The 25,840-nt window shown below is 59.9% G+C and carries 28 protein-coding genes; 24 read left to right on the top strand and 4 right to left on the bottom strand.

The window, feature by feature from the left end; translation table 11 throughout:
• Positions 1–86 precede the first annotated feature (86 nt).
• The 21 genes from fabF to ACM6I0_RS25460 all read left to right on the top strand — a co-directional run bounded on the left by fabF (position 87) and on the right by ACM6I0_RS25460 (position 20,630).
• The gene (gene fabF / locus ACM6I0_RS25560; protein ID WP_010461853.1) at positions 87–1,331 is read left to right on the top strand and encodes a beta-ketoacyl-ACP synthase II; all 1,245 of its coding nucleotides are present in this window, start codon (positions 87–89) and stop codon (positions 1,329–1,331) included.
• Positions 1,331–2,146 (top strand): aminodeoxychorismate lyase, encoded by an 816-nt coding sequence (pabC, locus tag ACM6I0_RS25555; protein ID WP_414923578.1) that lies wholly within the window; start codon positions 1,331–1,333, stop codon positions 2,144–2,146. The genes fabF and pabC overlap by 1 nt, the downstream gene beginning before the upstream one ends.
• Positions 2,147–2,149: 3 nt before the next feature.
• Positions 2,150–3,388 carry an endolytic transglycosylase MltG gene (gene mltG, locus ACM6I0_RS25550; RefSeq protein WP_414923577.1) on the top strand — a complete coding sequence of 413 codons (1,239 nt, stop codon included), beginning with the start codon at positions 2,150–2,152 and terminating at the stop codon, positions 3,386–3,388.
• 19 nt (positions 3,389–3,407) lie between these two features.
• Positions 3,408–4,040, top strand: coding sequence for a dTMP kinase (tmk, locus tag ACM6I0_RS25545; protein ID WP_285430428.1), 633 nt, complete (start codon positions 3,408–3,410; stop codon positions 4,038–4,040).
• The gene (locus ACM6I0_RS25540; protein WP_285430429.1) at positions 4,033–5,019 is read left to right on the top strand and encodes a DNA polymerase III subunit delta'; all 987 of its coding nucleotides are present in this window, start codon (positions 4,033–4,035) and stop codon (positions 5,017–5,019) included. The genes tmk and ACM6I0_RS25540 overlap by 8 nt, the downstream gene beginning before the upstream one ends.
• Before the next feature lie 42 nt (positions 5,020–5,061).
• Positions 5,062–5,418, top strand: coding sequence for a PilZ domain-containing protein (locus ACM6I0_RS25535; RefSeq protein ID WP_285430431.1), 357 nt, complete (start codon positions 5,062–5,064; stop codon positions 5,416–5,418).
• 14 nt (positions 5,419–5,432) lie between these two features.
• A complete protein-coding gene (locus ACM6I0_RS25530) occupies positions 5,433–6,218 on the top strand; it encodes a TatD family hydrolase (protein WP_285430433.1) in 786 nt (261 codons plus the stop codon).
• 342 nt (positions 6,219–6,560) lie between these two features.
• A complete protein-coding gene (locus tag ACM6I0_RS25525; RefSeq protein ID WP_008152317.1) occupies positions 6,561–7,199 on the top strand; it encodes a TetR/AcrR family transcriptional regulator in 639 nt (212 codons plus the stop codon).
• 138 nt (positions 7,200–7,337) lie between these two features.
• Positions 7,338–8,306 (top strand): GTP 3',8-cyclase MoaA, encoded by a 969-nt coding sequence (locus ACM6I0_RS25520; protein WP_414923576.1) that lies wholly within the window; start codon positions 7,338–7,340, stop codon positions 8,304–8,306.
• A gap of 95 nt (positions 8,307–8,401) precedes the next feature.
• Positions 8,402–9,007, top strand: coding sequence for a DUF4823 domain-containing protein (locus ACM6I0_RS25515; RefSeq protein WP_414923575.1), 606 nt, complete (start codon positions 8,402–8,404; stop codon positions 9,005–9,007).
• A 15-nt stretch (positions 9,008–9,022) separates the two neighbouring features.
• Complete coding sequence (locus tag ACM6I0_RS25510) at positions 9,023–9,583, top strand: DUF1285 domain-containing protein (RefSeq protein WP_414923574.1); 561 nt, start codon at positions 9,023–9,025, stop codon at positions 9,581–9,583.
• Between the two features lie 110 nt (positions 9,584–9,693).
• Complete coding sequence (locus ACM6I0_RS25505) at positions 9,694–10,410, top strand: FadR/GntR family transcriptional regulator (protein ID WP_208669401.1); 717 nt, start codon at positions 9,694–9,696, stop codon at positions 10,408–10,410.
• Between the two features lie 126 nt (positions 10,411–10,536).
• A complete protein-coding gene (locus ACM6I0_RS25500; RefSeq protein WP_414923573.1) occupies positions 10,537–11,412 on the top strand; it encodes an SMP-30/gluconolactonase/LRE family protein in 876 nt (291 codons plus the stop codon).
• A 196-nt stretch (positions 11,413–11,608) separates the two neighbouring features.
• A complete protein-coding gene (locus ACM6I0_RS25495; protein ID WP_414923572.1) occupies positions 11,609–12,427 on the top strand; it encodes an SDR family oxidoreductase in 819 nt (272 codons plus the stop codon).
• A gap of 116 nt (positions 12,428–12,543) precedes the next feature.
• Positions 12,544–13,548, top strand: a complete 1,005-nt coding sequence (locus ACM6I0_RS25490) for a substrate-binding domain-containing protein (RefSeq protein ID WP_414923571.1) — start codon at positions 12,544–12,546, stop codon at positions 13,546–13,548.
• A gap of 66 nt (positions 13,549–13,614) precedes the next feature.
• The gene (gene araG, locus ACM6I0_RS25485; protein ID WP_285430444.1) at positions 13,615–15,159 is read left to right on the top strand and encodes an L-arabinose ABC transporter ATP-binding protein AraG; all 1,545 of its coding nucleotides are present in this window, start codon (positions 13,615–13,617) and stop codon (positions 15,157–15,159) included.
• A gap of 12 nt (positions 15,160–15,171) precedes the next feature.
• Positions 15,172–16,140, top strand: coding sequence for an L-arabinose ABC transporter permease AraH (gene araH, locus ACM6I0_RS25480; protein ID WP_285430445.1), 969 nt, complete (start codon positions 15,172–15,174; stop codon positions 16,138–16,140).
• 175 nt (positions 16,141–16,315) lie between these two features.
• Entirely contained in the window at positions 16,316–17,029 is a 714-nt protein-coding gene (locus tag ACM6I0_RS25475) for a GntR family transcriptional regulator (RefSeq protein ID WP_090186718.1), read from the top strand.
• Positions 17,026–18,024, top strand: coding sequence for an ADP-ribosylglycohydrolase family protein (locus tag ACM6I0_RS25470; protein WP_285430447.1), 999 nt, complete (start codon positions 17,026–17,028; stop codon positions 18,022–18,024). The genes ACM6I0_RS25475 and ACM6I0_RS25470 overlap by 4 nt, the downstream gene beginning before the upstream one ends.
• A gap of 217 nt (positions 18,025–18,241) precedes the next feature.
• Positions 18,242–19,708 (top strand): purine-cytosine permease family protein, encoded by a 1,467-nt coding sequence (locus ACM6I0_RS25465; RefSeq protein WP_285430449.1) that lies wholly within the window; start codon positions 18,242–18,244, stop codon positions 19,706–19,708.
• Entirely contained in the window at positions 19,701–20,630 is a 930-nt protein-coding gene (locus ACM6I0_RS25460) for a PfkB family carbohydrate kinase (protein ID WP_414923570.1), read from the top strand. Before ACM6I0_RS25465 ends, ACM6I0_RS25460 begins: the two co-directional genes overlap by 8 nt.
• An 85-nt stretch (positions 20,631–20,715) precedes the next feature.
• On the opposite strand, the gene ACM6I0_RS25455 is transcribed toward ACM6I0_RS25460, so the two are convergent.
• From ACM6I0_RS25455 to ACM6I0_RS25440, 4 genes are all read right to left on the bottom strand, one after another.
• A complete protein-coding gene (locus ACM6I0_RS25455) occupies positions 20,716–20,970 on the bottom strand; it encodes a hypothetical protein (RefSeq protein ID WP_090186707.1) in 255 nt (84 codons plus the stop codon).
• Between the two features lie 46 nt (positions 20,971–21,016).
• Entirely contained in the window at positions 21,017–21,355 is a 339-nt protein-coding gene (locus tag ACM6I0_RS25450) for a hypothetical protein (RefSeq protein ID WP_414923569.1), read from the bottom strand.
• A gap of 84 nt (positions 21,356–21,439) precedes the next feature.
• Positions 21,440–22,645, bottom strand: a complete 1,206-nt coding sequence (locus tag ACM6I0_RS25445) for an MFS transporter (protein ID WP_285430453.1) — start codon at positions 22,643–22,645, stop codon at positions 21,440–21,442.
• Positions 22,646–22,757: 112 nt separating this feature from the next.
• Positions 22,758–23,411: an HD domain-containing protein gene (locus tag ACM6I0_RS25440; RefSeq protein ID WP_285430455.1), complete on the bottom strand. Its 654-nt coding sequence runs from the start codon at positions 23,409–23,411 to the stop codon at positions 22,758–22,760.
• A gap of 130 nt (positions 23,412–23,541) precedes the next feature.
• Here ACM6I0_RS25440 and ACM6I0_RS25435 point away from each other — a divergent pair, with 130 nt between their 5' ends.
• The 3 genes from ACM6I0_RS25435 to ACM6I0_RS25425 all read left to right on the top strand — a co-directional run bounded on the left by ACM6I0_RS25435 (position 23,542) and on the right by ACM6I0_RS25425 (position 25,836).
• Positions 23,542–24,024: a GNAT family N-acetyltransferase gene (locus ACM6I0_RS25435; protein WP_285430457.1), complete on the top strand. Its 483-nt coding sequence runs from the start codon at positions 23,542–23,544 to the stop codon at positions 24,022–24,024.
• Between the two features lie 179 nt (positions 24,025–24,203).
• The gene (locus ACM6I0_RS25430; RefSeq protein WP_285430459.1) at positions 24,204–25,196 is read left to right on the top strand and encodes a 2-dehydro-3-deoxygalactonokinase; all 993 of its coding nucleotides are present in this window, start codon (positions 24,204–24,206) and stop codon (positions 25,194–25,196) included.
• A 19-nt stretch (positions 25,197–25,215) separates the two neighbouring features.
• Positions 25,216–25,836, top strand: a complete 621-nt coding sequence (locus ACM6I0_RS25425; protein WP_285430460.1) for a 2-dehydro-3-deoxy-6-phosphogalactonate aldolase — start codon at positions 25,216–25,218, stop codon at positions 25,834–25,836.
• Positions 25,837–25,840 lie beyond the last annotated feature (4 nt).

Here is a 25,840-nt window from a genome sequence, read left to right as displayed (position 1 = left end):
GTCATGGAAAAACCGCACTGCCATCACGGCGTGCGGTTTTTTCTTTAGGCCTGATGCAAAGTCGTCATTTGAAAAAGGAGAGTGCTGTGTCGCGTAGACGCGTCGTAGTCACCGGTATGGGTATGTTGTCGCCACTGGGCACGGATGTGCCGAGCAGTTGGCAGGGCATTCTGGCTGGCCGCAGTGGCATTGGTCTGATCGAACACACCGACCTTTCTGCCTATTCCACCCGTTTTGGCGGCTCGGTAAAGGGCTTCAATGTCGAGGAATACCTGTCGGTCAAGGAAGCTCGCAAGCTCGACCTGTTCATTCAGTACGGTCTGGCCGCAGGTTTTCAGGCTGTACGCAATGCCGGTCTGGAAGTCACCGACGCCAACCGTGAGCGCATCGGCGTGGCCATGGGTTCCGGTATTGGCGGTTTGACCAATATCGAAGAAACCAGCCGCACGCTGCATGATTCCGGCCCACGACGGATTTCTCCGTTTTTCGTGCCTGGCTCGATCATCAATATGATTTCCGGTTTCCTGTCCATTCACCTGGGTGCACAGGGACCTAACTACGCCATCGCCACAGCCTGTACCACCGGTACGCACTGCATCGGTATGGCGGCACGCAACATCATGTACGACGAAGCTGACGTGATGATTGCCGGCGGCGCCGAGATGGCGGCTTGCGGTCTGGGCATGGGCGGCTTCGGTGCCTCCCGCGCGCTGTCGACCCGCAACGACGAGCCAACCCGCGCCAGCCGTCCATGGGACAAGGGCCGTGACGGCTTCGTGTTGTCCGACGGTGCCGGTGCTCTGGTTCTCGAAGAACTGGAACACGCCAAGGCGCGTGGCGCGACCATCTATGCCGAGCTGATCGGCTTTGGCACCAGTGGCGATGCCTACCACATGACTTCGCCGCCCGCCGATGGCGCCGGTGCCGCGCGTTGCATCACCAATGCCTTGCGCGACGCGAAGATCAATGGCGATCAGGTCCAGTACATCAATGCCCACGGCACGTCCACTTCGGCCGGCGACCTCGCTGAAGCGTGTGCGATCAAGTCGGTGTTTGGCGATCACGCCTACAAACTGGCCGTCAGTTCGACCAAGTCCATGACCGGTCACTTGCTGGGTGCGGCGGGCGCGGTCGAGGCGATCTTCAGCGTGCTGGCGATCAACAGCCAGGTGGCGCCACCGACCATCAACCTCGACGAACCGGACGAAGGTTGCGATCTCGATTTCGTACCTCACACCGCGCGCAACATGGACATTGATGTGGTGCTGTCCAACTCCTTCGGTTTTGGCGGTACCAATGGCTCGCTGGTGTTCCGCCGGTTCGCTGACTGATGGACAGCTGGGTCGACGGTCAGCCGGCTGACGCTTTGTCGCTGAAGGATCGCGGCCTGGCTTACGGCGATGGTCTGTTCGAGACAATTGCGGTCAAGGGCGGGCAACCGTTATTGCTGGACCGGCATCTGTCGCGTCTGGCCGATGGCTGTTCGCGCCTGGCAATCACTGCCGATCACGAACTGATCCGCAGTGAGCTGCTGGCCTACGCCAAAGCGCTGGGTGAAGGCGTGCTCAAGCTCATCCTTACGCGCGGTGACAGTCTGCGTGGGTATGCGCCCGATCCCTCGGCTCAGGCCCGACGCATTCTGCAGGGCAGTCCTCCCTCAGCTTATCCTGCCGTGCATGGCGAGCAGGGCGTTCGCCTGTTCCCCTGCGCGACACGATTGTCCGGGCAGCCATTGCTTGCAGGACTCAAGCACCTGAACCGTCTCGAACAAGTGATTGCTCGCGCTGAATGGCAAGATACGGATCACGCTGAAGGATTGATGCTCGATCAGGCCGGTCGGGTGATCGAGTGCGTGTTCAGCAATCTGTTCCTGGTGCGCGAAGGCGTGTTGATAACGGCCGATTTGAAACGCTGTGGCGTGGCCGGCGTGATGCGTGCCGAATTATTGTTTCAAGCCAAATCATTGGGGATCCCCACCCAAATCACTGACATCAGCCTTGATCAGCTGCAATGGGCTGACGAAGTCTTTGTCTGTAATAGCGTGTATGGCGTTTGGCCGGTGCGCGCCTTTGCAGCTCTGAGCTGGCCGGTTGGGCCGCTCACCCGTAAACTCCAAACCATTGCCCGCGCGCTACTGGATGCTTGATACGTGAGACGTAAACTCTTGCTGCTGCTGGAAACCGGATTGGTTCTGGCGGGACTGTGTCTGGGCGCTGCCGCCTGGAAAATCCATTCGGCGCTGGAACAGCCGCTGAATATTTCCCAGGAACAGTTGCTGGATGTGCCCAAGGGCACGACGCCGACCCGCACTTTTTATCGACTCGAAGCCGATGGCATCATCAAGGATGCTTTCTGGCTGCGTGTGTATTGGCGATTCAATCTGAACCGGCAGCCTTTGCATAAGGGCGAGTACCGCATGCAGCCTGGCATGACCGTAGAAGGGTTGATCGATGAGTGGAAGCGCGGTGACATCGTGCAGTACAGCCTGACACTGGTTGAAGGCTGGAATTTCCATCAGGTCCGTGCGGCCCTGGCCAAGGATGAAAAACTCGAGCAGACCCTGAACGGTTTGAGCGATAGCGAAGTGATGGACAAGCTTGGTCACACCGGGATTTTTCCGGAGGGACGATTCTTTCCCGACACTTACCGCTTCGTGCGCGGGATGAGCGACGTCGAGTTGCTGAAAAAAGCCTACGATCGTCTCGACGAAGTCCTTGCCAAGGAGTGGGAACAGCGCGCCGCGGATGTGCCGTACACCGAACCCTATCAGGCGCTGATCATGGCCTCGTTGGTGGAAAAGGAAACCGGTGTGCCGCAAGAGCGCGGGCAGATCGCCGGTGTGTTCGTGCGGCGTATGGCGATGGGCATGTTGCTGCAGACCGATCCTACGGTGATCTACGGACTCGGTGAGCGCTACAGTGGCAAGCTGACTCGCGCCCACCTCAAGGAAGCGACGCCTTATAACACCTACATGATTTCGGGCCTGCCGCCGACACCGATCGCGATGGTCGGCCGCGAGGCGATCCATGCGGCATTGAACCCGGTGGCCGGCAACAGTCTGTATTTTGTTGCGCGCGGTGACGGCAGTCATGTGTTCTCCGATGATCTGGAGGCCCATAACAATGCGGTGCGCGAGTTCCAGCTCAAGCGCCGTGCCGATTATCGCTCCAGCCCGGCACCGGCCTCGGCGCCCGAAACGTCGAGTGGTGAAACCCCGAATACCGGTACCCCGGACGCGCAGGCTCCGATTCCGGCGGCTTCCCCTAATCCCGATCCCGAAGCTTTGCCACCATCAGCGCCACAAGAGGCGCAGAAAGAACCCGCTGCTGTACCCGCTCCGGCACCTGAGCCCGTGCCGGATACCGCGGCGCCGCAAAACCCGCAATGACTTTGATTAAGGACCGCCTGTGACTGGCTTGTTTATTACCCTGGAAGGCCCGGAAGGCGCCGGCAAGAGCACCAATCGCGAATACCTGGCCGAGTGCCTGCGCGCTGCCGGTATCGAGGTCGTGCTAACCCGCGAGCCCGGAGGCACGCCTTTGGCCGAGCGTATCCGCGAGGTGTTGTTGGCCCCAGTCGATGAAGTCATGAACCCGGACACCGAGTTGTTGCTGGTGTTTGCCGCGCGAGCCCAGCATCTGGCCGAAGTAATTCGCCCGGCGCTGGCGCGGGGTGCGGTTGTTTTGTGTGATCGATTTACCGATTCGACTTATGCGTATCAGGGAGGCGGTCGCGGCTTGTCGCTTGCGCGCATCGCGACCCTGGAAACCTTTGTCCAGGGCGATTTGCGTCCGGACCTGACACTGATCTTCGATCTGCCGGTGGAAGTAGGCCTGGCCCGCGCCAGCGCGCGCGGCCGGCTGGATCGCTTCGAGCTTGAAGGGCGTGCGTTTTTCGATGCCGTGCGCAGCGCGTTCCTGGCGCGTGCCAAAGCGGATCCTTCGCGTTATGTCTTGATCGATGCCGCTCAGTCGTTGACACAGGTCCAACGCTCTCTGGACGCCTTGTTGCCACGGCTGCTGGAGCTGACCCGTGGCTGAAGCCTATCCATGGCAGGACGGCCTCTGGCAACAGTTGGCCGGGCGCACGCAACATGCTCATGCCTATCTGCTGCATGGCCCGGCCGGGATCGGCAAGCGGGCGCTGGCCGAACGGTTGATGGCCAGCCTGTTGTGCCAGCGTCCGACTGCTCAGGATGCGTGCGGCGAATGCAAATCGTGCCTGCTGCTCAAGGCCGGCAGTCATCCCGACAATTACATCCTGGAACCGGAAGAGGCCGACAAGGCGATCAAGGTCGATCAGGTGCGTGATCTGGTGAGCTTTGTGGTGCAGACCGCACAAATGGGCGGGCGCAAGGTGGTGTTGATCGAGCCGGTCGAGTCGATGAACATCAACGCCGCGAACGCCTTGCTCAAAAGCCTTGAAGAACCGTCCGGCGACACCGTTTTGCTGCTGGTCAGCCACCAGCCCAGCCGTTTGTTGCCGACCATCAAGAGCCGCTGTGTGCAGCAGGCCTGCCCGCTACCGAATCAAGCGATGAGTCTGGCCTGGCTGGCCAAGGCCTTGCCGGACAGCTCGGAAGAAGAACGCGTCGAACTGCTCACCCTGGCTGCCGGTTCGCCGCTTGGCGCGGTCAAATTGCAAACCCAGGGCGTGCGCGAACAGCGAGCGTTGGTGGTCGAAGGGGTGAAGAGGTTGCTCAAACAGCAACAATCGCCGACGCAGTTGGCCGAAGAATGGAAAACCATTCCGCAGTTGCTGTTGTTCGACTGGTTCTGCGATTGGTCGAGCCTGATCCTGCGCTATCAGTTGACCCAGGATGAAGAAGGCCTCGGGTTGACCGACATGCGCAAGGTCATTCAATACCTGGCGCAGAAGTCGGCTCAGGAGAAAGTCTTGAGTATTCAGGACTGGATCCTTGCCCAGCGTCAGAAAGTCATGAGCAAAGCCAACCTCAATCCGGCGTTGCTGCTGGAGGCGCTGCTGGTGCAATGGGCATCCTTGCCTACCCAGAAGTGATCGTCTGGGCATAGACTCAGGTCATCAGTAACGGAGGTGCGCATGAATGAAGCCGTGAATCCGGGGCCGCGCAACGGCATTTTGTCCCTGACCATCAAGGACAAGTCCGTGCTTTATGCGGCTTACATGCCGTTCATCAAGAACGGCGGCTTGTTTATTCCGACCAACAAGAGCTACAAGTTGGGCGATGAGGTATTCATGCTGCTGAACCTGATGGATGAGTCGGAGAAGATTCCGGTGGCCGGTAAAGTCGCCTGGATTACGCCCAAAGGTGCACAGGGCAACCGGGCTGCCGGGGTCGGCGTGCAGTTCAACGACGGCGACAACACCGCGCGCAGCCGAATCGAAACTCATCTGGCCGGAGCCCTGAAGTCCGACCGTCCCACTCATACGATGTAAGTTGCAGCCCTTTTATGCTCGTAGATTCCCATTGTCACCTCGATCGTCTTGACCTTGCCGCCCACGACGGCTCACTCGATGCCGCGCTCGATGCGGCCCGGGGGCGCGGGGTCGGTCACTTTCTATGTATCGGTGTCAGCGTCGACAACGCCGCGGACGTCAAAGCCCTGGCTGAACGTTATGACGATGTCGATTGTTCGGTAGGCGTGCATCCTCTGGATGTGCAGCCGGGTGCCGCGCCGGCGCTTGACTGGCTGTTGCGCGAACTCAATCACCCGCGTGTGGTGGCGATTGGTGAAACCGGTCTGGATTATCACTACGAGCCAGAAGCGGCAGAGTTGCAGCAGGAGTCGTTCCGTCTGCATCTACAGGCGGCCCGGCAAACCGGCAAGCCCGTGATCATCCACACCCGCGGTGCCCGCGCCGACACGCTGAACCTTCTGCGCGAGGCGGCGTTGCCTCAGGCGGGTGTGCTGCATTGCTTCACGGAAGATTGGGACATGGCCAAAGCAGCGCTGGATATGGGCTATTACATTTCCCTGTCCGGCATTGTCACTTTTCGCAATGCCGATGCACTGCGCGATGTTGCCAGCAAGGTGCCGGCTGATCGGTTATTGGTGGAAACCGACTCGCCGTATCTCGCGCCGATCCCTCATCGCGGCAAGCCGAACCTGCCGCAGTACGTTCGCGAGGTAGCGGAATTTCTGGCAATGTTGCGAGGCGAGTCCTACGAGCGTTTTGCCGCGCAAACCACTGAAAACTTCAAGCGGCTGTTTCCGCTGGCGCATGTGAAAGGTTAAATCGCAGGCAAAAAAAACCCGGGTTCTGGGGGGTGAATCCGGGTTAAGACCATTAGGAGTAAAACAAAGGCACGCGGTCCGTTGGTACCTATATCGGCGCGACACTTGGGGGAGATGCCCCGCCGACAGTTGAAGTATTGATCAGTATTGCGCCGAGTCCAGTTTACCGGCCCTGATTTTTAAACAATTTTGGAATACGGGCGCTTCAGAAGAGTTCTCATCAATGGACGATCCTTTCTGAAATCATCAAGAAACACAGATATGGTCGGATGATCCGTGCATTTTTGCGTAAGTTAGGCATAATACGCGGCTTCGAATTTTGACCCCTACAGACCTTTTCTTATGCATAAAGAACCTCGTAAGGTCCGTGAGTTTCGTCGCCGCGAGCAAGAAATTCTCGATACCGCGCTCAAGCTGTTCCTCGACCAGGGTGAAGACAGTGTCACCGTCGAGATGATTGCTGATGCCGTCGGTATCGGTAAAGGCACGATCTACAAGCACTTCAAATCCAAGGCCGAGATCTACCTGCGCCTGATGCTCGACTACGAGCGTGATTTGAACGAGCTTTTGCATTCGGCCGATGTCGACAAGGACAAGGAAGCCCTGTCCCGGGCTTACTTCGAATTCCGCATGCGCGACCCGCAACGCTATCGTTTGTTCGATCGCCTGGAAGAGAAGGTGGTCAAGGGCAATCAGGTGCCTGAGATGGTCGAGGAGCTGCACAAGATCCGCGCCTCGAACTTTGAACGCCTGACCTTGCTGATCAAGGGCCGGATCAGCGAAGGCAAGCTTGAAGACGTGCCACCATACTTCCATTACTGCGCATCCTGGGCGCTGGTGCACGGCGCTGTTGCGCTGTATCACTCGCCGTTCTGGAGCAACGTGCTGGAAGATCAGGAAGGCTTTTTCCAGTTCCTGATGGACATTGGTGTGCGCATGGGCAACAAACGCAAGCGCGATACCGACACGCCGAGCAGCTGAACCATTCAGTCGCCTTATTGCGCCATGTTTTTGCTATATGGCGCAGTACCTCAGGAATATACTCAGGTATAGGACTTGCTAAAACTTGATTTGTGAGTCAAGTTTTGTGCGTTCAAATTCCTTTTGCCGGAGTGATCCATGATCGTTGACCGTCAAGGCAGGCGTTTTCGCAATTTGCGGATCAGTCTGACTTCAGCCTGCAATTACGCTTGTACCTATTGCGTGCCTAACGGCAAGCGCCTGGTGGCTGCGCAGGATGAATTGTCGGCCGAGGCCATGGCGCGCGGCGTGGCTTATTTGATCGAAGCCGCCGGCATCGAGCGTCTGCGTATCACCGGTGGCGAACCACTGGTCAGCCCCAAACTCGAAGCCTTCATGACAGCTGTCGGCAAGATGGGCCTGGAAGACATCAGTCTGACCACCAATGGTCAGCTGCTGGCGAAAAAACTGCCCTTGCTGGTGGATGCCGGCATTCGCCGCATCAACGTTTCCCTCGATACCCTGGATGCCAGTGCCTTTCGCAGCATTGCCCGTGGCGGCGATCTGGCGACCGTGCTCGATGGTATGGATCAGGCCAAGTCCGCCGGCCTGAAAATCAAGGTCAACATGGTGCCGTTGCGTGGCCAAAATCTCGATCAGGTGATGCCGCTGCTCGATTACTGCCTTGAGCAGGGCTATGAGTTGCGCTTCATCGAACTGATGCGCATGGGTCACCTGGCCAGCGATAACAACGCCTTCCTGCAACAGTTCGTCAGCCTTCAGCAGTTGCTGAGCCTGATTGGCGAGCGCTACGAATACCTGCAAGCTGACGCCCCTGTGGACGCCACTGCCGTGCGTTATGAAATTCCAGGGCTTGGGCACTTCGGCGTCATCGCCAACGAAAGCGTTCCCTTCTGCCGCACCTGCTCACGGCTGCGCCTGTCGTCCACGGGCTGGTTGCACGGTTGCCTGTCGTCGAGCAACCGTCACTATGTCGGAGACCTGCTGGACAAGCCGCGTCATCAGGCATTGCCTGCGTTGCAGCGCCTTCTGGTCAAAGCCTTGGGGGACAAACAGGAAGTGGCGTTCTCCGGCGGCGCGACCATCATGAAGATCATCGGCGGCTGATGCGCCCTGTGAGGCACCCATACGCTTGAGCTGGCGCGGAAGCTGCATCCAATGGCCATTCGCCGGTTTTCCGTCACCGGCCTCTGGAGGGTAGGATGCGTAGCCTGGTTTTGCTGCTGGCCGTTTTGGCGCTTGGTGGCTGCATGAATGTCAGCGACATGGCTGAAGGGACTCGCTACCACATGAGCGATGCGGGGCTGTTGGATCACAGCGACAATCACCGCTCCAATAACCTGCGCATTCAGCCGGATTCATTCATCTACATCGCCCAGGGGGCTTTTGCACCGCCAGGCAGTACCTACCCGCGGCCCAACGTGGTTGCTGAAGAAGCCTTCAATGGCTTTATCGAATACTTCCCGATGGTGCGCCGCGCCCGTGCCCCTGAAGGGCTCGACCAGGCCATGGGCGAAGCCCGTGCTGCCGGTGCCCATTATCTGCTCTACACCCGATTCGCCAAGGCCGACGACCGGATTGGCAACTCGGATGATTGGCTCGATCAGGAATACGTGGATCGACTTGGCATCGACAGCGGGGTGATTCAGATCATGTTGATCGAGACCAGCACCCAGTACTTGATTGATACTGCACGCATCAAGAGTCGTGGCGGTTTACTGACGTTCTACGACAACAAGCCAGAAGATCTGATTAGCCGGCCGCTGGAGCAATACGCGCGCGGCCTGATCGGGCTCAGCGACCAGTAATTCAAGGAGAACGCCATGAGTGGCCCGCAAAAAGCCAACGACTTGTTGGGGCAAATCCCCAAAACCAAAGGCTTGCCGCCGGTTCACTTGTGGAACCCCGACTTTTGCGGCGACATCGACATGCGCATTGCGCGTGACGGCACCTGGTATTACCTGGGTACGCCGATCGGACGCAAGCCGATGGTCAAGCTGTTCTCCACTATCATTCGCCGCGACGGCGATGATTATTTTCTGATCACCCCGGTCGAGAAGGTGGGCATCAAGGTTGATGACGCGCCGTTTGTGGCGATTGCCCTGGAAGTGGAGGGCGAGGGCGAAGCCCAGCTCCTGCGCTTCACCACCAACGTCGACGAGGTTACCGAAGCTGGCGCCGAACATCCGATCCGTGTGGTCATCGATCCGGTCACGCAAGAACCTGCGCCGTATGTGCATGTGCGCACCAACCTCGAAGCGCTGATCCACCGCAATGTGTTTTACCAACTGGTGGAGCTGGCGGTGAGCCGCGACATCGACGGACAACGCTGGCTCGGGGTGTGGAGCGGCGGTGAATTCTTCAAGATCGGTCTCGAACCGTAATCGCTCCCAGTTTGATTTTGTTCAAAAATCAAATTGACACCAAATCGTATGATGATTAGCGTGGACTCCCATCGCGAACGGCTTTTTGCCGTTCCTGCTTCGAGGTGCCCATGTCCAGCAGTTTTCATGCATCGACCGTCGATTGGCTGGGTTGCTGGATAGCCGCCGGCCAGGTCAAACCCGGCGAAACCATCAAGGTCGAAGCCGATCTCGGCGAACAACTCGGTGTTAGCCGCACGGTTATCCGCGAAGCCATCAAGACCCTGGTCGCCAAAGGCATGCTCGAAGTCGGGCCGAAGGTTGGCACACGGGTGTTGCCGGTGCGGCGCTGGAATCTCTTTGATCCGCAAGTCGTGGGCTGGCTGTCACGCAGCGGCTTGCCGGAAAACTTCGTCGACGACTTGCTCGACCTGCGCCGCACCATCGAGCCGATGGCGGTGCGCTGGGCCTGTGAACGAGCGACCGTCGAACAGGTGCAAGCCGTGCTTCAGGCCTATAACGCGTTGGAGCGAGCCGTCGACAGCGGCATCGATTACAACCGCGCCGACCAGTTCTTCCACGAATGCATCCTCGCTGCCAGCCACAATCAATTCATCGAGCAAATGGTCCCGGCCCTCGGCGCACTCTTGGCCGTGTCGTTTGAAGTATCTGCCGCCGACCCGGACGAACTGCGCCGCACGCTGCCCATTCACAAAGACATGGCCGACGCCATCGCCGCCCGTGACTCCGCGCGCGGTGTCTGGGCGTGCATGACGCTGATCGATAACGCTGACCTGGCGATCAAGCGTTTCTACCCGAAAGTCATGGCCGACAAAAAAGCCAGCTGACAACAACGAACCTTGTGGGAGCGAGCCTGCTCGCGATAGCGGTTGAACATTCAGCGACCAAGTTGCCTGACACACCGCCATCGCGAGCAGGCTCGCTCCCACCTACAGTGCAACGCAGGAGGCTTCATGACGTGGAATGCGGTTACCGGACACCGTGCGCAACTGGGCGAAGCCCCGTTTTGGGATGCGCCGACGCAAGCGTTGTACTGGGTGGACATCGCCGGTCAGCAGGTGCTACGGCTGATCGGTGCCAATGTGCAGATCTGGCAGATGCCGGAGCACGTGTCCGCGTTCATTCCCTGCGAAAGCGGCGATGCGCTGGTGACGTTGAGCAGCGGAGTCTATCGACTCGATCTGGATTCGCCGGGACTTGAGCCGCGCCTGACGTTGTTCTGCGTCGCCGATCCACAACCCGGCAATCGCGCCAACGAAGCGCGCTGCGATCCCTTGGGTCGGCTCTGGCTCGGCACCATGCAAAACAACATCGGCGAGCAGGGCGAAGACCTGCCGATCGAACGGCGCAGTGGTGGTTTGTTTCGCATTGACCGCGATGCCCGGGTCACGCCGCTGCTGCGTGGGTTGGGCATTCCCAACACATTGCTGTGGAGCGATGACGCAACGATGCTGTATTTCGGCGACAGCCTCGACGGCACGTTGTATCAGCATTTCATTCACACCGACGGCAACCTGGATGCCGCGTACGTCTGGTTTGGCCCCCATGCGCGTGGGGGCCCGGATGGTTCGGCGATGGATGCCGAAGGTTTCATCTGGAATGCCCGCTGGGACGGTAGTTGTCTGCTCAGGCTGGCGCCGAGCGGGCATGTCGACCGTGTTATCGAGCTGCCGGTCAGCCGTCCGACCAGTTGCGTGTTCGGCGGCGAAGACCTGAAAACCCTGTACATCACCAGCGCCGCCAGCCCGCTCAACCATCCGCTGGATGGTGCATTGCTGTCGATCCGCGTCGATGTGGCTGGAAAACCCTGTACCCGATTCGCTGGATAGATCCCAAAATATGGGATGTAAAATTATATATTGAGATTATTCGGTGGTCGGGTTTATAGTCGGCCATCAGTTACACGCACTCACACTTAAAAAAACAAAACAGGTGAAGTGATGCAGCGATTTTCCGAAAAGCCTTTTGGCCGGTCATCGACAGATGCCCGGTTTTTGTCGTGCCTGCAAACAGGAGCGCTGAGCCATGGCTGAGCCTCTTTCCTTGCCGCCGGCGCCAGAACCGCCCAAGGGCGAGCGCCTGAAAAACAAGGTCGTGCTGCTGACCGGCGCGGCGCAGGGGATTGGCGAGGCCATCGTTGCCACCTTCGCGGCGCAACAGGCCAAGCTGGTGATCAGCGATATTCAGGCTGAAAAAGTCGAGCAAGTTGCAGTGCATTGGCGTGAGCAGGGTGCGGATGTGGTCGCCCTCAAAGCTGATGTGTCACGCCAGCAAGACCTGCACGCCATGGCCAGACTGGCGGTCGACCTGCACGGGCGCATCGACGTTCTGGTCAACTGCGCCGGGGTCAACGTGTTCCGCGATCCACTGGAAATGACCGAAGAGGACTGGCATCGCTGCTTCGCCATCGACCTTGATGGCGCCTGGTACGGTTGCAAAGCGGTGTTGCCGCAAATGATCGAGCAGGGTATCGGCAGCATCATCAATATTGCCTCGACGCACTCCAGCCACATCATTCCGGGTTGCTTTCCCTACCCGGTGGCCAAACACGGTTTGCTTGGCCTGACCCGCGCCCTGGGCATCGAATATGCGCCGAAGGGCATTCGCGTCAACGCGATTGCACCGGGCTATATCGAAACCCAGTTGAACGTCGATTACTGGAACGGCTTTGCCGACCCTCACGCCGAACGTCAGCGGGCCTTCGACCTGCATCCGCCGCGCCGCATCGGGCAGCCGATGGAAGTGGCGATGACCGCCGTGTTCCTGGCCAGCGATGAAGCGCCGTTCATCAACGCCTCGTGCATCACCATCGATGGTGGGCGTTCGGTGATGTACCACGACTGAATAAAACAGGTTTCAGACGCCGAACTCCGTCTGAAATCCAATCATCATACGATATGACTATTTGCTCTACCGGCTTTCAAATAACGCCTCAAAAAAAAATAACAAGGAGTCAGCTTATGAATCGTCGTCGTGGGATCCGTTCCCTGTGCTGTGCCGCTTTGGCGGTCACTGCGGTCAGCTTGAGCAGTACGTTGCTGGCGGCAGAGGAAGTGAAGATCGGTTTTTTGGTCAAGCAGGCGGAGGAGCCCTGGTTCCAGACCGAATGGGCGTTCGCCGAAAAGGCCGGGAAAGACAAAGGCTTCACCGTCATCAAGATCGCCGTGCCTGACGGCGAGAAAACCCTCTCGGCCATCGACAGCCTGGCCGCCAACGGCGCGAAAGGTTTTGTGATTTGCCCGCCAGACGTCGGCCTCGGCCCGGCTATCGTGGCCAAGGCCAAAGCCAATGGTTTGAAAGTGATCGCGGTCGATGACCGTTTTGTCGATGCCAGCGGCAAGTTCATGGAAGACGTGCCTTATCTGGGCATGGCCGCGTTTGAGGTCGGCGAGAAACAGGGCAGTGCCATGGCCACCGAAGCGAAAAAACGTGGCTGGGACTGGAAAGAAACCTACGCGGTGATCAACACCTTCAACGAACTCGACACTGGCAAGAAACGCACCGACGGTTCAGCCAAGGCACTGCAAGACGCCGGTTTTCCAAAAGACCACATTCTCTTTACCGCGCAGAAAACCCTCGACGTGCCAGGCAGCATGGACGCCACCAACTCGGCGCTGGTGAAACTGCCGGGCGGGGCGAAAAACCTGATCATCGGCGGCATGAACGACAACACCGTGCTGGGCGGCGTGCGCGCCACCGAAAGCGCCGGTTTTGCAGCGGCCAACGTGATCGGCATCGGCATCAACGGCACAGACGCCATCGGCGAATTGAAGAAGGCCAACAGCGGCTTCTTCGGTTCCATGCTGCCAAGCCCGCACATTGAGGGCTACAACACCGCCAGCATGATGTACGAGTGGGTCACCACCGGCAAAGAGCCACCGAAATACACCGCGATGGACGACGTGACACTGATCACTCGCGAGAACTTCAAGCAGGAACTGGAAAAGATCGGCCTGTGGAACTGAGGCTTGGTTGATTTCATCGGCGGCCCTGGTAATAGGGCTGCCTGATCTGTGTGATGAGGTGGTTTTATGCACGCGCAAGTACAGACACACGAGCACAGCGTCGGCGGTAGCCTGCGTTTCAACGGTATCGGCAAAACCTTTCCCGGAGTGAAGGCGCTGGACGGCATCAGCTTCGTTGCCCATCCGGGCCAGGTTCACGCTCTGATGGGCGAGAACGGCGCCGGTAAATCCACGCTGTTGAAAATCCTCGGCGGTGCCTACACGCCGAGCAGCGGCGACCTGCAGATCGGCGAACAGTCGATGGCCTTCAAGTCCACCGCCGACAGCATTGGCAGCGGCGTCGCGGTGATCCATCAGGAGCTGCATCTGGTCCCGGAAATGAGTGTGGCGGAGAACCTTTTCCTGGGGCACTTGCCGGCCAGTTTCGGCTTGATCAATCGCGGCGCGCTGCGCCAGCAAGCACTGGCCTGCCTCAAGGGCCTGGCCGATGAAATCGATCCGCAGGAGAAAGTCGGGCGCCTGTCCCTCGGCCAGCGGCAGTTGGTGGAAATCGCCAAGGCGTTGTCCCGTGGCGCGCACGTCATTGCGTTCGACGAACCCACCAGCAGCCTGTCGGCGCGCGAGATCGATCGCTTGATGGCGATCATCGGGCGCCTGCGCGACGAAGGCAAAGTGGTGCTCTATGTTTCCCATCGCATGGAAGAAGTGTTCCGCATCTGTAATGCGGTGACGGTGTTCAAGGACGGTCGCTACGTGCGCACGTTCGAGGACATGAACGAACTGACCCACGATCAGTTGGTGACGTGCATGGTCGGTCGCGACATCCAGGACATCTACGATTACCGCAGCCGCCAGCGTGGCGCGGTGGCACTCAAGGTTGAAGGTTTGCTCGGGCCGGGTTTGCGTGAGCCGGTGAGTTTCGAGGTGCACAAGGGCGAGATTCTCGGGCTGTTCGGCCTGGTCGGCGCGGGGCGTACCGAGTTGTTCCGGATGCTCAGCGGGCTGACGCGCAATACCGCTGGACGCCTGGAGCTTCGCGGTCATGAAGTGAAACTGCGTTCCCCCCGCGATGCTATCGCGGCCGGCATTCTGCTGTGCCCCGAGGACCGTAAGAAGGAGGGCATCATCCCGCTCGCCAGCGTCGCCGAGAACATCAACATCAGTGCTCGCGGTGCGCATTCCACTTTCGGTTGCCTGTTGCGCGGCCTGTGGGAGAAGGGCAATGCCGACAAACATATCAAGGCGTTGAAGGTGAAGACGCCGAGCGCCGAACAGAAAATCATGTACCTGTCCGGCGGCAATCAGCAGAAGGCCATTCTCGGTCGCTGGCTGTCGATGCCGATGAAAGTCCTGCTGCTGGACGAGCCGACTCGCGGCATCGACATCGGTGCCAAGGCCGAGATTTACCAGATCATCCATAACCTGGCCGCCAGCGGCATCGCGGTGATCGTGGTGTCCAGCGACCTGATGGAAGTGATGGGCATTTCCGACCGCATCCTGGTGCTCTGCGAAGGCGTGATGCGCGGCGAGCTGTCTCGCGCAGAGGCCAATGAATCCAACCTGCTGCAACTGGCTTTGCCGCGCCAACGCGCTGACGGCGTGGCGAACTGAGAGGTGACTATGATGACAACCCAAAACAACGCCCTGCCCACCCAGCGCAAACCTCTGGACCTGCGGCGCTTTCTCGATGACTGGGTGATGCTGCTCGCAGCCGTCGCCATCTTTGTAGCCTGCACCTTACTGATCGACAACTTCCTCTCGCCGCTGAACATGCGCGGTCTGGGCCTGGCGATTTCGACCACCGGGATCGCGGCCTGCACCATGTTGTATTGCCTGGCGTCCGGGCATTTCGACTTGTCGGTAGGCTCGGTGATTGCCTGTGCCGGCGTGGTCGCGGCGGTGGTCATGCGTGACACCGACAGTGTGTTCCTCGGTGTGAGCGCGGCGCTGTTGATGGGCCTGATTGTCGGGCTGATCAACGGGATCGTGATCGCCAAACTGCGGGTCAACGCATTGATTACCACGCTGGCGACCATGCAGATCGTGCGGGGGCTGGCTTACATTTTTGCCAACGGCAAAGCGGTGGGCGTGTCGCAGGAATCGTTCTTCGTCTTTGGTAACGGCCAGTTGTTTGGCGTGCCCGTGCCGATCCTGATCACCATCGTGTGCTTCCTGTTTTTCGGCTGGTTGCTGAACTACACCACCTACGGCCGCAACACCATGGCCATCGGCGGCAACCAGGAAGCGGCACTGCTGGCCGGGGTCAACGTTGACCGCACCAAGATCATTATCTTTGCCGTGCACGGCTTGATTGGTGCGTTGGCCGGGGTAATCCTGGCGTCGCGCATGACGTCCGGTCAGCCGATGATCGGCCAGGGTTTCGAGCTGACGGTGATCTCTGCTTGCGTGTTGGGCGGGGTGTCGCTGAGCGGCGGGATTGGCATGATCCGGCATGTGATTGCCGGGGTGTTGATTCTGGCGATCATCGAGAACGCGATGAACCTGAAGAACATCGACACGTTCTATCAGTACGTGATTCGCGGTTCGATCCTGCTGCTGGCTGTCGTGATCGATCGTCTCAAGCAACGCTGAGATTTGCGCCCACCCTACTGGCGCCATCGCGGGCAAGCCCGCTCCCACAGGATCCATGCATGACTTGTGGGAGCGGGCTTGCCCGCGATTGACCGCGCAGCGGTCGCTCCTCCTTCCGTCATTTCCCCTAAATATTCCTTGCTTGCGCCATCCCGTTTCGGTTATCAATTTGTACATGATTAGACAGGTACGATTTGACAAGAAACAACGGGTGGTCGACGAACTCATCCGGCGCATCGAAAGCGGCCTCATGGAGGACGGCTTTCTGTTGCCTGGCGAGCATCAATTGGCTCAAGAATTCAAAGTCAGCCGCGGCACGCTGCGCGAAGCCCTGGCCGAACTGAAAAGGCGCAAATACATTGCCACGCAAAGCGGAGTTGGTTCCATTGTCACCTTCGACGGAGTGGTGCTCGACCAACGCAGCGGTTGGGCCCAGGCGCTGGCGGACAGCGGGGCGCTGATCAATACCGAAGTGCTGCGGCTGGAGGCGGTGACGCGTCCTGACCTGCTGCCGCGCTTTGGCACCGACCAATTCATTACCCTCGACCGGCGCCGCCGTTCCACCGACGGCAAACTGGTTTCCCTCGAACGCTCATTGATGCCCGCTACCGGAGGCCTGGAAAGCCTGCCGCGTGTTGGCCTGATCGACAATTCCCTGACCATTACCCTGGCCGCTTACGGCTACATCGGCGAGCGCGGCGATCAATGGATCGGTGCCGAACCCTTGAACGCCGAAGACGCCGAGTTGCTCGGACGTCCCGAAGGCACCGTCTTTCTAAAAGCCTTGCGCACCACGTACGACCGGCAAAATCGCTTCATGGAGCAGGTCGAAAGCCTGCTCGACCCGGTGCATTTTCGCCTGCACCTGCAATTTGGAGAGTCGAGATGACCGCGCTCAACCGTGCACTTGGCGCGTTCTACGGACTCGCCCTGGGTGACGCGCTGGGCATGCCGACTCAATCCCTGAGCCGCGCCGAAATCAAGGCGCGCTTCGGCGAAATCACTGACTTGCAAGACGCCGGCCCCGATCAACCGATCGCTGCCAACATGCCTAAAGGCTCGATCACCGACGACACCGAGCAGGCGATCCTGGTCGGTCGATTGTTGATTGAAGGCAAGGGCTGGATCGAACCGGCCATGCTCGCTCAACGACTGATCGAATGGGAAGCCGCGATGCAAGCCAAAGGCTCGCAGGACTTGCTCGGGCCGTCGACCAAGCGCGCGATCGAGTTGATCCTCGACGGGTACTCGCCGGAGGAGGCCGGGCGCTATGGCACCACCAATGGCGCGGCGATGCGTATCACGCCGGTGGGGATTGCGGCAGATGTCGCCAACCCCGAACGTTTCATCAGAGCTGTGGTGCAAGCCTGCCAGGTCACCCACAACACCACGCTGGGTATTTCCAGTGCCGCGGCGGTGGCGGCGGTGGTCTCGGCCGGAATCAACGGCATGGACTTGGGCGAGGCATTGAACCTCGGCCAGCAAATAGCACAGCAAGCCGAGAGCCACGGTCACTGGGTGGCTGGCGGCAGGATCGCCTCGCGCATCAGCTGGGCACGAACCATCAGCGTCGACAGTGACAAAGAGTTACTGGCGGATTTGTTGTACGACGTGATCGGCACGTCGGTGGCATCGCAGGAATCGGTGGTGGTCGCATTCGCCCTGGCGCAACACGTAGCCATCGGCGAAATGAACGCCTTCCAAGCGTTGTGCATGGCCGCCAGCTTAGGCGGCGACACCGACACCATCGCGGCGATTCTCGGTGCAATGCTCGGGGCCTGCCTGGGTCTTGAGAGTTGGCCGGTGGCGATGATCGACACGATCAAAGCCGTTAACGATCTTCAACTGGAACCATTGGTGCAAGGACTTCTCGCCCTGCGTTGACTGGACCGACGCCATCGCGGGCAAGCCCGTTCCCACACTGGATCTGTGAACAATACAAATCCCCTGTGGGAGCGAGCCTGCTCGCGATTGGCGCGCCGCTTGTTTGAATGAATACAATCCCGCAATGGAACGCGCGAATACGGCCAGGACGGCCGGGATGTAGTTTCGTCTTCCGTCATTGCCCACAACCACAACAAAGGCAACAGGAGCATTTCACATGAGTTCATCGAACGCCGGGCAAAGCGCCGGGCAACTGGAAACCCGTGGCATCGAGCCGGTGCCAGAAGCGGAGTGCAACGGTCATCCGCTGCAGCTGTTCTGGGTCTGGTTTGCCGCCAACATTTCCATCCTCGGTCTGCCGCTGGGTGCCACGCTGGTGGCGTTTCGCGGCTTGGCGATCTGGCAGGCGATCATTGTCGCAATCCTCGGCGCCGCCGGTTCCTTTGCGGTGGTCGGGATCATTTCCATCGCCGGTCGCCGTGGTCGTGCACCAAGCCTGACGCTGTCGCGAGCGATCTTCGGGGTACGCGGCAATATCGGCCCGACCCTGGTCTCGCTGATGTCCCGGCTGGGTTGGGAAACCGTCAACACCACCACGGCCGCTTTCGTGTTGCTGTCGCTGTGTTCGATCCTGTTCGGCTCACCGGTGGAAGCCAAAAGCGCCCCGGTGCTGACCCTGATCTTCATCGCGATTTTCGTCCTGCTGACCTTGTCGGTGTCCGGCCTCGGTCACGCCACGTTGCTGGTGATCCAGAAGTGGGCCACCTACGTGTTCGGCGCGCTGAACATTGTGGTCGGCGGCTTTCTCTGCGCCACCATCGACTGGAGCGCGGTGTTCAACGCCACGCCAGCACCGTTGAGCGCAATGATCATCGGCGTCGGCACCATGGCCGCAGGCACCGGGATCGGTTGGGCCAATGCCGGTGCCGACATGTCGCGCTATCAGCACCGTAGCGTCAAAGCCGTGCGCCTGGTGGCCTCGGCGGCGTTCGGTGCGGGGATTCCGCTGGTGTTGCTGATCACCCTTGGCGGCTTGCTGTCAGTGGGCAACAACGACTTGGCTTCGGCTACTGACCCTATCATCGCGATCCGCGACATGCTGCCGACCTGGATGGCCGTGCCGTACCTGATCACGGCGTTCGGCGGGCTTCTGCTGTCGAATAACCTGTCGGTGTATTCCGCCGGTTTGACCACGCTGACCCTTGGCCTCAAGGTCAAGCGCGTCTACGCCGTGGTGGTCGACATCGTGGCGATCTTCGCCGGTTCGATCTACTTCATGCTGATTGCCGACAGTTTCTACGGCCCGTTCATCACCTTCATTTCACTGTTGGCGGTGCCGATCACGGCGTGGGTCGGGATCTTCGTTGTCGACCTGATTCATCGTCATTACTACAGCCCCAAAGACTTGCTGGACGTCACCCCGAGCAGCGCCTACTGGTACAACGGCGGCATCGAGTGGCGCGCGTTCGGTGCGTGGGCGCTGGCAATCGTGCTGGGCTTCAGCTTCACCACCATCGGCACCACCGAACAGACTGTCTGGTTCCGTGGCTTCCTGTCCGACTCGTGGCTGGGCCATAACGGCCTCGGCTGGATCGTGACGTTCCTGGTGGCTGGCGGGATTTATTTTGTACTCGGTGGGGCGAAGGATCGTCGCGCTGCGTTGACCGAGAATGCTCATGCCTAAGCTGTTGCACACCGGCCAGGTCATCATCGACCTGGTCATGGCCGTCGATAAACTGCCCCAACCGGGCGGCGATGTGTTGGCGCAATCGGCCAGTTTCGAAGCCGGCGGCGGCTTCAACGTGATGGCCGCCGCTCAGCGTAATGGCTTGCCGGTGGTTTACCTCGGACGTCATGGCACCGGTCGTTTCGGCGATCTGGCCCGTGAGGCGATGCAGGCCGAAGGTATTCGGATCGGCATCGCGCACAAAGCCGAACGGGATACGGGATTGTGCGTTGCGGTGACCGACGCATCGGCCGAGCGCAGTTTCATTTCCTATATCGGTGCCGAGGGTGAGTTGACGGCGCAGGATCTGGCTAGCGTGTCGGCCGAAACGGGCGACTACGTTTACGTCAGCGGCTACAGCCTGTTGCACAGCGGCAAGGCCCAGGCGCTAGTGGATTGGGTGCTGGCATTGCCACGCACAATCAACGTGGTGTTCGATCCGGGGCCGTTGGTGGAATCACCGGACGCACCATTGATGCAAGCGTTGGTGCCGCGCATTGATCTGTGGACCAGCAACGGTGTCGAAGCGCTGCGGTTCACCGGGGCGGCGGACATTGCCGAGGCGCTGGACAGGCTGACCGATCATCTGCCGGCCGGTGTGCTGATGGTGGTTCGCGATGGGCCGCAAGGGTGCTGGATCAGTCAGCGTGGCGACCGTCAGCATGTGCCGGGCTTCAAGGTCGAGGCGGTGGACAGCAATGGCGCCGGCGATGCGCATGCCGGCGTGTTTATCGCCGGTCTGTCGCAAGGCTTGTCGACAGGTGAGGCGGCCAGGCGAGCCAATGCAGCAGCGGCGCTGGCCGTGACTCGTTGGGGGCCGGCGACTTCGCCTGGGATGGCTGAAGTGGATGGGTTGATCCGCAAGACTTTTGGCGGCTGATCCGCCGCCATCGCGAGCAGGCTCACTCCCACAGGGGATGTGTATCGTTCACAGATCCAGTGTGGGAGCAACCTGATTCAGAGTGCTAAACGTCCAGCTTGCGCGCCGCTTCCACCCCGGCGGCGCTGAGTTTGATCGGCAGGTTCAGCGAGTGCTCGCCGGCCTCGTTACACGTCACATGCCCGTGCTGGATCAGTCCACGGTCCTGCAAAGTGGCGAGGGTGCTGGCCACGACTTTCTCCCCCCGGTAATTGTCCAGGACTTCCTTGCCCAAGCCCCCAGGGTGGGCGTGCAGCAGGCGGGTCAGGACTTCTTTTTCCAGGTTTTTATCGACGTTCATGCTTACCTCTTCATGGATGTGGATAGGTGCAACTCGCATCGGCGAACTATTGGCTGACACCGCCCTCGGAACCCGAACCACCGGTGGTGGTTTTGGCGCCGATGCCGCTGCCGGCGTTGTCGGGCGTCTGGGTATCGGGCAGGTTCATTCCACCTTGACGGCCCGCGTCGTTGCCTTGGGTCCGTGGGTCGATGCCCGTGGAGGGAGGCAAGCCGCTGTCGACGCCCGAGCCGTTGATGTTCAGGCCGGGCAAGCTTTGTGTCGTCGGGGATTTATGGCTATCGACCGGGTCGGTCGGGCCGGTATCCGAGGTGCTGGTCGCGGCGATGGCGGCAGAGGACAGCAGCGTGGCGAGTGCGAGGGCAGTCAAGCGGAATGTGATCATGGTTGGTTCTCCATTTAATAAGAGTCCTTACCTGATGTTGGTCCGCCCTCGATTTAATTTGGTGCCTGATGAACGACGAACGGTTCAGGCCTTTTGCAAGGCTCTCGCGCTGACAACCCGGCGCCAGATCAGGCGACCGACAGTGATCGACCAGTTCAGCAGCGCTATGGCGAAAACAGTCAGCAGCAGTGTCATCATCCCGTGTTCGACGATGATCCTCCCGGCCAGCCACGGAAAGCCAAACACGCCAATGAAGTACGACAAACTGAACAACAACAACGCTTGCGAGGTGGTGCCGGACGGCGCTTCATTCGCTGCCAGGCCGTTGATCACCGAGTACGTCAGCCCGTAGCCGACCCCGAGCATCATCGCCGCCAGCACGTAGCTAAACCCGCTGTCGACCACTAAACCGAACAGCACGATCGACCCCATCATCACACCCGACAGCAAGCAGGACGCGCGGAGCGGGTCGCGTTTGACCACCACGCCGGCAATCAACATCCGGCTACTGATCGCCGCCCCCATGAAGCCAAAAAAGAACAACGAGTAATCCAGTGAACGCGACGCCGCATAGCTGGTTTGAAAACTCGACAACCCACCGAACACGGATCCGCCGAGGCCGACCATGATGATCGGGAACACCGCTCTGGACGACAGCACCCGGGCCGTTGCGCGCCAGGAGATGCGCGCGACGGCGGTGGCCGGCGATGGCGTTTTCTTGAGCTGCACATCCAGCCGCCAGAACAGCAACACACCGATCAGGCTCGCCAGCGCGGCGAGGTAAAACGCGGCGGTGACAGGATAACCAAGGGCACTGGCCGCGCGACCCAGCAACGGAGCACTGCCGATGCCGGTCATCATGCTGCCCGACAGCAACGCAAAGTATTTCGCGCGCTGAGCGGGCGTCACCAGACTCGCCACGATAATCGGCCCCAAGGTGTAAAAAACGCCCCAGCCCAGGCCGAGCAACAGACCGAAAAACAGCAGCAGATTGCCAAAGCCTGGCGTAAGCGCGAAGCCCAGGCTTGCTGCCACCAACAGCACGCCAAACAGCGCAATCGAACGCGCCGCGCCGAGTAAATCGGACAGATGCCCGGAGACGATCACCGCCGCAAACGTACTGACCATCGCCGCCGAGATCACACTGCCGGCATCGTGTTCGTTGCCGCCGCGCGAGCCGATCAACAGCGACAATAAAAACGTCGAGCCGTAGGACAACGACAGCAAGTAACTGGCGAGGCAAAACAGGCCGAACAACCGGCTGGAAACTTGAGGTGTAGCGCTAGGCATGACGCGGTTCCTTGACCCGATAGAGGTGCAGCACATCTATCTACCATGCAAGACGCTGATGTTAGGTCTGAGGTTATCGATTCCAGGGTTAGTGCTGGCCGGAGTAATGCTTTCAGTCAATGCCGATTTCTTCCTCGAACAACTCCATGAAGTCTTTCAACCGATCATGCCGGATGCGCGCCAAGCGCTGGCCAGTGGTCGTCTGGAAACCGTCCGCCAGATGCAAGAGCTTGGTCTGAAAGTGATCCAGGCAAAAACGCTTGTCATCGTAATCCCGCGCCTTCGCTTGCGGGTCTTGCGGATCGTACAGCGCGCTGCCCATGCGTCCGGCGATATAGAACGTGCGCGCGACACCGAGCATGCCGAGGGAATCGAGCCGGTCGGCGTCCTGCATGATTTTCGCTTCGAGCGTGAAGGGGGCGATGTTGGCGCTAAAGCTGTGAGCTTCGATGGCGTGGGCCACCGCGTTGATTTTTGCGCTGGGCCAATCCATGTCGGCCAACACGGCAGACGCTTTCTCGGCGGCCAGTCGTGACGCCTGCGAGCGCAACGGCGAGTTCTTCTCCACCGCCACGCAGTCATGCAGAAGCACTGCCGCCAGCAACACATCAAGGTCGCCCGCTTCTTCAGCATGAAGCGTGCGCACGTTGTGCCACACCCGTTGCAGATGGGATAAATCGTGAGCGCCATCCTCTGAAGGCTCCAATGCGTGGGGCAGCAGTTGCGCTGCGAGGGATTGCAGCGGCGCGAAAGCATCAGTGGTCATAAACATCCTGTTAAGTGAAAGCGTTTCTGGCAACGACACATGCTCCATGGATCAGCTTTGCATTTCCAGTGTGACGAGTCCCTCGCGCCGACTTAGTATGGCGTTTTCAACCTATGACGAAGGCACGTCCATGACGATCGAGATCCGCCCGGCGACCCCCAGCGATGCACCGCAAATCCTCGGGTTCATCACTGAATTGGCCGACTACGAACGTGCCCGCCACGAAGTCATCGCCAGCGTCGCCGACATCGAGCGCAGCCTGTTCAGCGAAGGCGCCACCGCCCATGGCCTGATCTGCCTGCGCGACGGCGTGCCCATCGGCTTCGCCGTGTTCTTCTTCAGTTACTCGACCTGGCTGGGCAGCAATTGCCTGTACCTCGAAGACCTCTACATCACCCCCGAGCAGCGCGGTGGCGGCGCCGGCAAAACCTTGCTGCGCCACCTCGCCAAAATTGCCTGCGCCAATGACTGCGGACGGTTTGAATGGAGCGTGCTGGACTGGAACAAACCAGCCATCGAGTTTTACAAGTCGTTGGGTGCGCAGCCGCAGGAAGAGTGGGTTCGGTATCGGATGGACGGGGCGGTGTTGCGCGAGTTCGCCGAAGGCAACTGATTCCCTGAACGATCGCAGCTTTTGCCAGCTTTTACATCCAGGTGTAGGGGCTGACGAAGGCTGCGGTTTTTTTTGCCTGTATCCCATAATATGGGAGTGATATTTATATATTGAGATTTTCCTGCGTCCGGGTTTATAGTCCTGCTCACTCACTGCCAATAAACAAAACAGGTGAAGCGATGCTGGCGCAATTGATCGCGCTCGATTGGGGGACAACCTCATTACGTGCTTACAAACTCGCCGCGGGCGGCCAGGTACTGGAACAGCGTTCGCTGTCGTCCGGGATCATGCAGCTGCCCCGGACGCCGCGAATCATCAACGGCCAGGAATGCACCGACGGTTTTGAACTGGCGTTCGATGAGGCTTGCGGTGACTGGCTCGACGCTCAGCCCGATTTACCCGTGATCGCCTGCGGCATGGTTGGCAGCGCACAGGGCTGGCGCGAAGCGGCCTACTGCGACACGCCGGCGAACGTCGCCCATCTCGGCAACTCCCTGCAATCGGTTCGCAGTCTTCGCGGTGTCGATGTACACATCGTGCCGGGCGTGATTCAGCGTTCGCGCTTGCCGAATGTGATGCGCGGTGAAGAAACCCAAGTGCTGGGTGTCCTGCAAAATCTGCCGGTCGAGCAGGGCGCTGACCTGTTGATCGGCCTGCCGGGCAGTCATTCGAAATGGGTGGAAGTCGCAGGCGGGTGCATTGTCCATTTCGACACGTTCATGACCGGCGAGATCTTCGCCGTGCTCAGCGAACACAGCATTCTGGGACGCACACAGCAACGCGGCGCGTCCTTTGATGGCGAGGCGTTTGACCGTGGTGTGCAGGTGGCCCTGTCGGCGGACGGCGAGATCGGTCCGTTGTCGACACTCTTCAGTGCGCGCAGCCTCGGGCTGACCGGCAAACTCAGTGCCTCTGCACAACCGGATTATTTGTCCGGGCTGCTGATCGGCCATGAGCTGTCAGCGCTGGCCAGCGTTCAGCAGCGCCGGCGCAATAGCGCGCCTTTGCCCTCGGTCATCCTTATCGGTAATGCCCAGCTCTGTGACCGCTACCGCCGGGCACTCGATGCCTGCGGTTTTGCCCGCGTGACACTGGCTGAAAACGCCACCGAGCGCGGCTTGTGGCAGTTGGCGGTGGCCGCCGGACTGATCACTCCAACCTCATCCCGTTAAACCTGACTGGAGGTCTGACATGCTCAAGCAAGCACTGGCGCAAAACGGTCTGATCGCGATCCTGCGTGGCCTGCGTCCGCAAGAAGCGGCCGCCATTGGCGAAGTCCTTTACGCCGCCGGATTTCGCGTCATCGAAGTGCCGCTCAATTCCCCCGAGCCGTACGACAGCATCCGCATCCTGCGCAGTACGTTGCCCGCCGATTGCCTGATCGGCGCGGGCACGGTGCTGACGCCGGAGCAGGTCGAACAAGTGAAAGCGGCGGGCGGACAAGTGATCGTCATGCCGCACAGCGATCCCAAGGTGCTACGCGCGGCGAAAGCGGCGGGACTGTACCTGTCGCCGGGCGTTGCCACGCCGACCGAAGCCTTTGCCGCGCTGGCTGAAGGCGCGGACGTGCTGAAGATGTTCCCGGCCGAGCAAATGGGCCCGGCCGTGGTCAAGGCCTGGCTCGCGGTACTGCCGGCCGGAACTATTCTGGCGCCGGTCGGCGGGATTACACCGGACAACATGCAGGTGTTTATCGACGCGGGCGTCAAAGGTTTCGGCCTCGGTTCCGGGTTGTTCAAACCGGGCATGACCCCGCAGGAAGTGGCCGTAAACGCCAAGGCGTATGTCGCTGCATGGAACGCTCTGCGTTAAGACT

Source organism: Pseudomonas sp. IT-P294, assembly GCF_949767865.1.
In the GTDB taxonomy this organism is placed as follows: domain Bacteria; phylum Pseudomonadota; class Gammaproteobacteria; order Pseudomonadales; family Pseudomonadaceae; genus Aquipseudomonas.
Note: the sequence above shows the minus strand (reverse complement) of the source record. Positions and strands in the feature narration are given on the sequence as shown.

What these genes read in the sequence shown, in the direction of transcription:
- ACM6I0_RS25525 (WP_008152317.1), top strand. Translation starts at nt 6,561, where the DNA reads ATGCATAAAGAACCTCGTAAGGTCCGTGAGTTTCGTCGCCGCGAGCAA.
- pabC (WP_414923578.1), top strand. Translation starts at nt 1,331, where the DNA reads ATGGACAGCTGGGTCGACGGTCAGCCGGCTGACGCTTTGTCGCTGAAG.
- ACM6I0_RS25455 (WP_090186707.1), bottom strand. Translation starts at nt 20,970, where the DNA reads ATGAACGTCGATAAAAACCTGGAAAAAGAAGTCCTGACCCGCCTGCTG.
- ACM6I0_RS25490 (WP_414923571.1), top strand. Translation starts at nt 12,544, where the DNA reads ATGAATCGTCGTCGTGGGATCCGTTCCCTGTGCTGTGCCGCTTTGGCG.
- ACM6I0_RS25510 (WP_414923574.1), top strand. Translation starts at nt 9,023, where the DNA reads ATGAGTGGCCCGCAAAAAGCCAACGACTTGTTGGGGCAAATCCCCAAA.
- araH (WP_285430445.1), top strand. Translation starts at nt 15,172, where the DNA reads ATGACAACCCAAAACAACGCCCTGCCCACCCAGCGCAAACCTCTGGAC.
- ACM6I0_RS25520 (WP_414923576.1), top strand. Translation starts at nt 7,338, where the DNA reads ATGATCGTTGACCGTCAAGGCAGGCGTTTTCGCAATTTGCGGATCAGT.
- ACM6I0_RS25470 (WP_285430447.1), top strand. Translation starts at nt 17,026, where the DNA reads ATGACCGCGCTCAACCGTGCACTTGGCGCGTTCTACGGACTCGCCCTG.
- ACM6I0_RS25500 (WP_414923573.1), top strand. Translation starts at nt 10,537, where the DNA reads ATGACGTGGAATGCGGTTACCGGACACCGTGCGCAACTGGGCGAAGCC.
- ACM6I0_RS25530 (WP_285430433.1), top strand. Translation starts at nt 5,433, where the DNA reads ATGCTCGTAGATTCCCATTGTCACCTCGATCGTCTTGACCTTGCCGCC.
- ACM6I0_RS25435 (WP_285430457.1), top strand. Translation starts at nt 23,542, where the DNA reads ATGACGATCGAGATCCGCCCGGCGACCCCCAGCGATGCACCGCAAATC.
- ACM6I0_RS25465 (WP_285430449.1), top strand. Translation starts at nt 18,242, where the DNA reads ATGAGTTCATCGAACGCCGGGCAAAGCGCCGGGCAACTGGAAACCCGT.
- ACM6I0_RS25495 (WP_414923572.1), top strand. Translation starts at nt 11,609, where the DNA reads ATGGCTGAGCCTCTTTCCTTGCCGCCGGCGCCAGAACCGCCCAAGGGC.
- ACM6I0_RS25445 (WP_285430453.1), bottom strand. Translation starts at nt 22,645, where the DNA reads ATGCCTAGCGCTACACCTCAAGTTTCCAGCCGGTTGTTCGGCCTGTTT.
- ACM6I0_RS25515 (WP_414923575.1), top strand. Translation starts at nt 8,402, where the DNA reads ATGCGTAGCCTGGTTTTGCTGCTGGCCGTTTTGGCGCTTGGTGGCTGC.
- ACM6I0_RS25535 (WP_285430431.1), top strand. Translation starts at nt 5,062, where the DNA reads ATGAATGAAGCCGTGAATCCGGGGCCGCGCAACGGCATTTTGTCCCTG.
- ACM6I0_RS25425 (WP_285430460.1), top strand. Translation starts at nt 25,216, where the DNA reads ATGCTCAAGCAAGCACTGGCGCAAAACGGTCTGATCGCGATCCTGCGT.
- ACM6I0_RS25460 (WP_414923570.1), top strand. Translation starts at nt 19,701, where the DNA reads ATGCCTAAGCTGTTGCACACCGGCCAGGTCATCATCGACCTGGTCATG.
- ACM6I0_RS25505 (WP_208669401.1), top strand. Translation starts at nt 9,694, where the DNA reads ATGTCCAGCAGTTTTCATGCATCGACCGTCGATTGGCTGGGTTGCTGG.
- araG (WP_285430444.1), top strand. Translation starts at nt 13,615, where the DNA reads ATGCACGCGCAAGTACAGACACACGAGCACAGCGTCGGCGGTAGCCTG.
- ACM6I0_RS25440 (WP_285430455.1), bottom strand. Translation starts at nt 23,411, where the DNA reads ATGACCACTGATGCTTTCGCGCCGCTGCAATCCCTCGCAGCGCAACTG.
- ACM6I0_RS25475 (WP_090186718.1), top strand. Translation starts at nt 16,316, where the DNA reads ATGATTAGACAGGTACGATTTGACAAGAAACAACGGGTGGTCGACGAA.
- ACM6I0_RS25450 (WP_414923569.1), bottom strand. Translation starts at nt 21,355, where the DNA reads ATGATCACATTCCGCTTGACTGCCCTCGCACTCGCCACGCTGCTGTCC.
- ACM6I0_RS25430 (WP_285430459.1), top strand. Translation starts at nt 24,204, where the DNA reads ATGCTGGCGCAATTGATCGCGCTCGATTGGGGGACAACCTCATTACGT.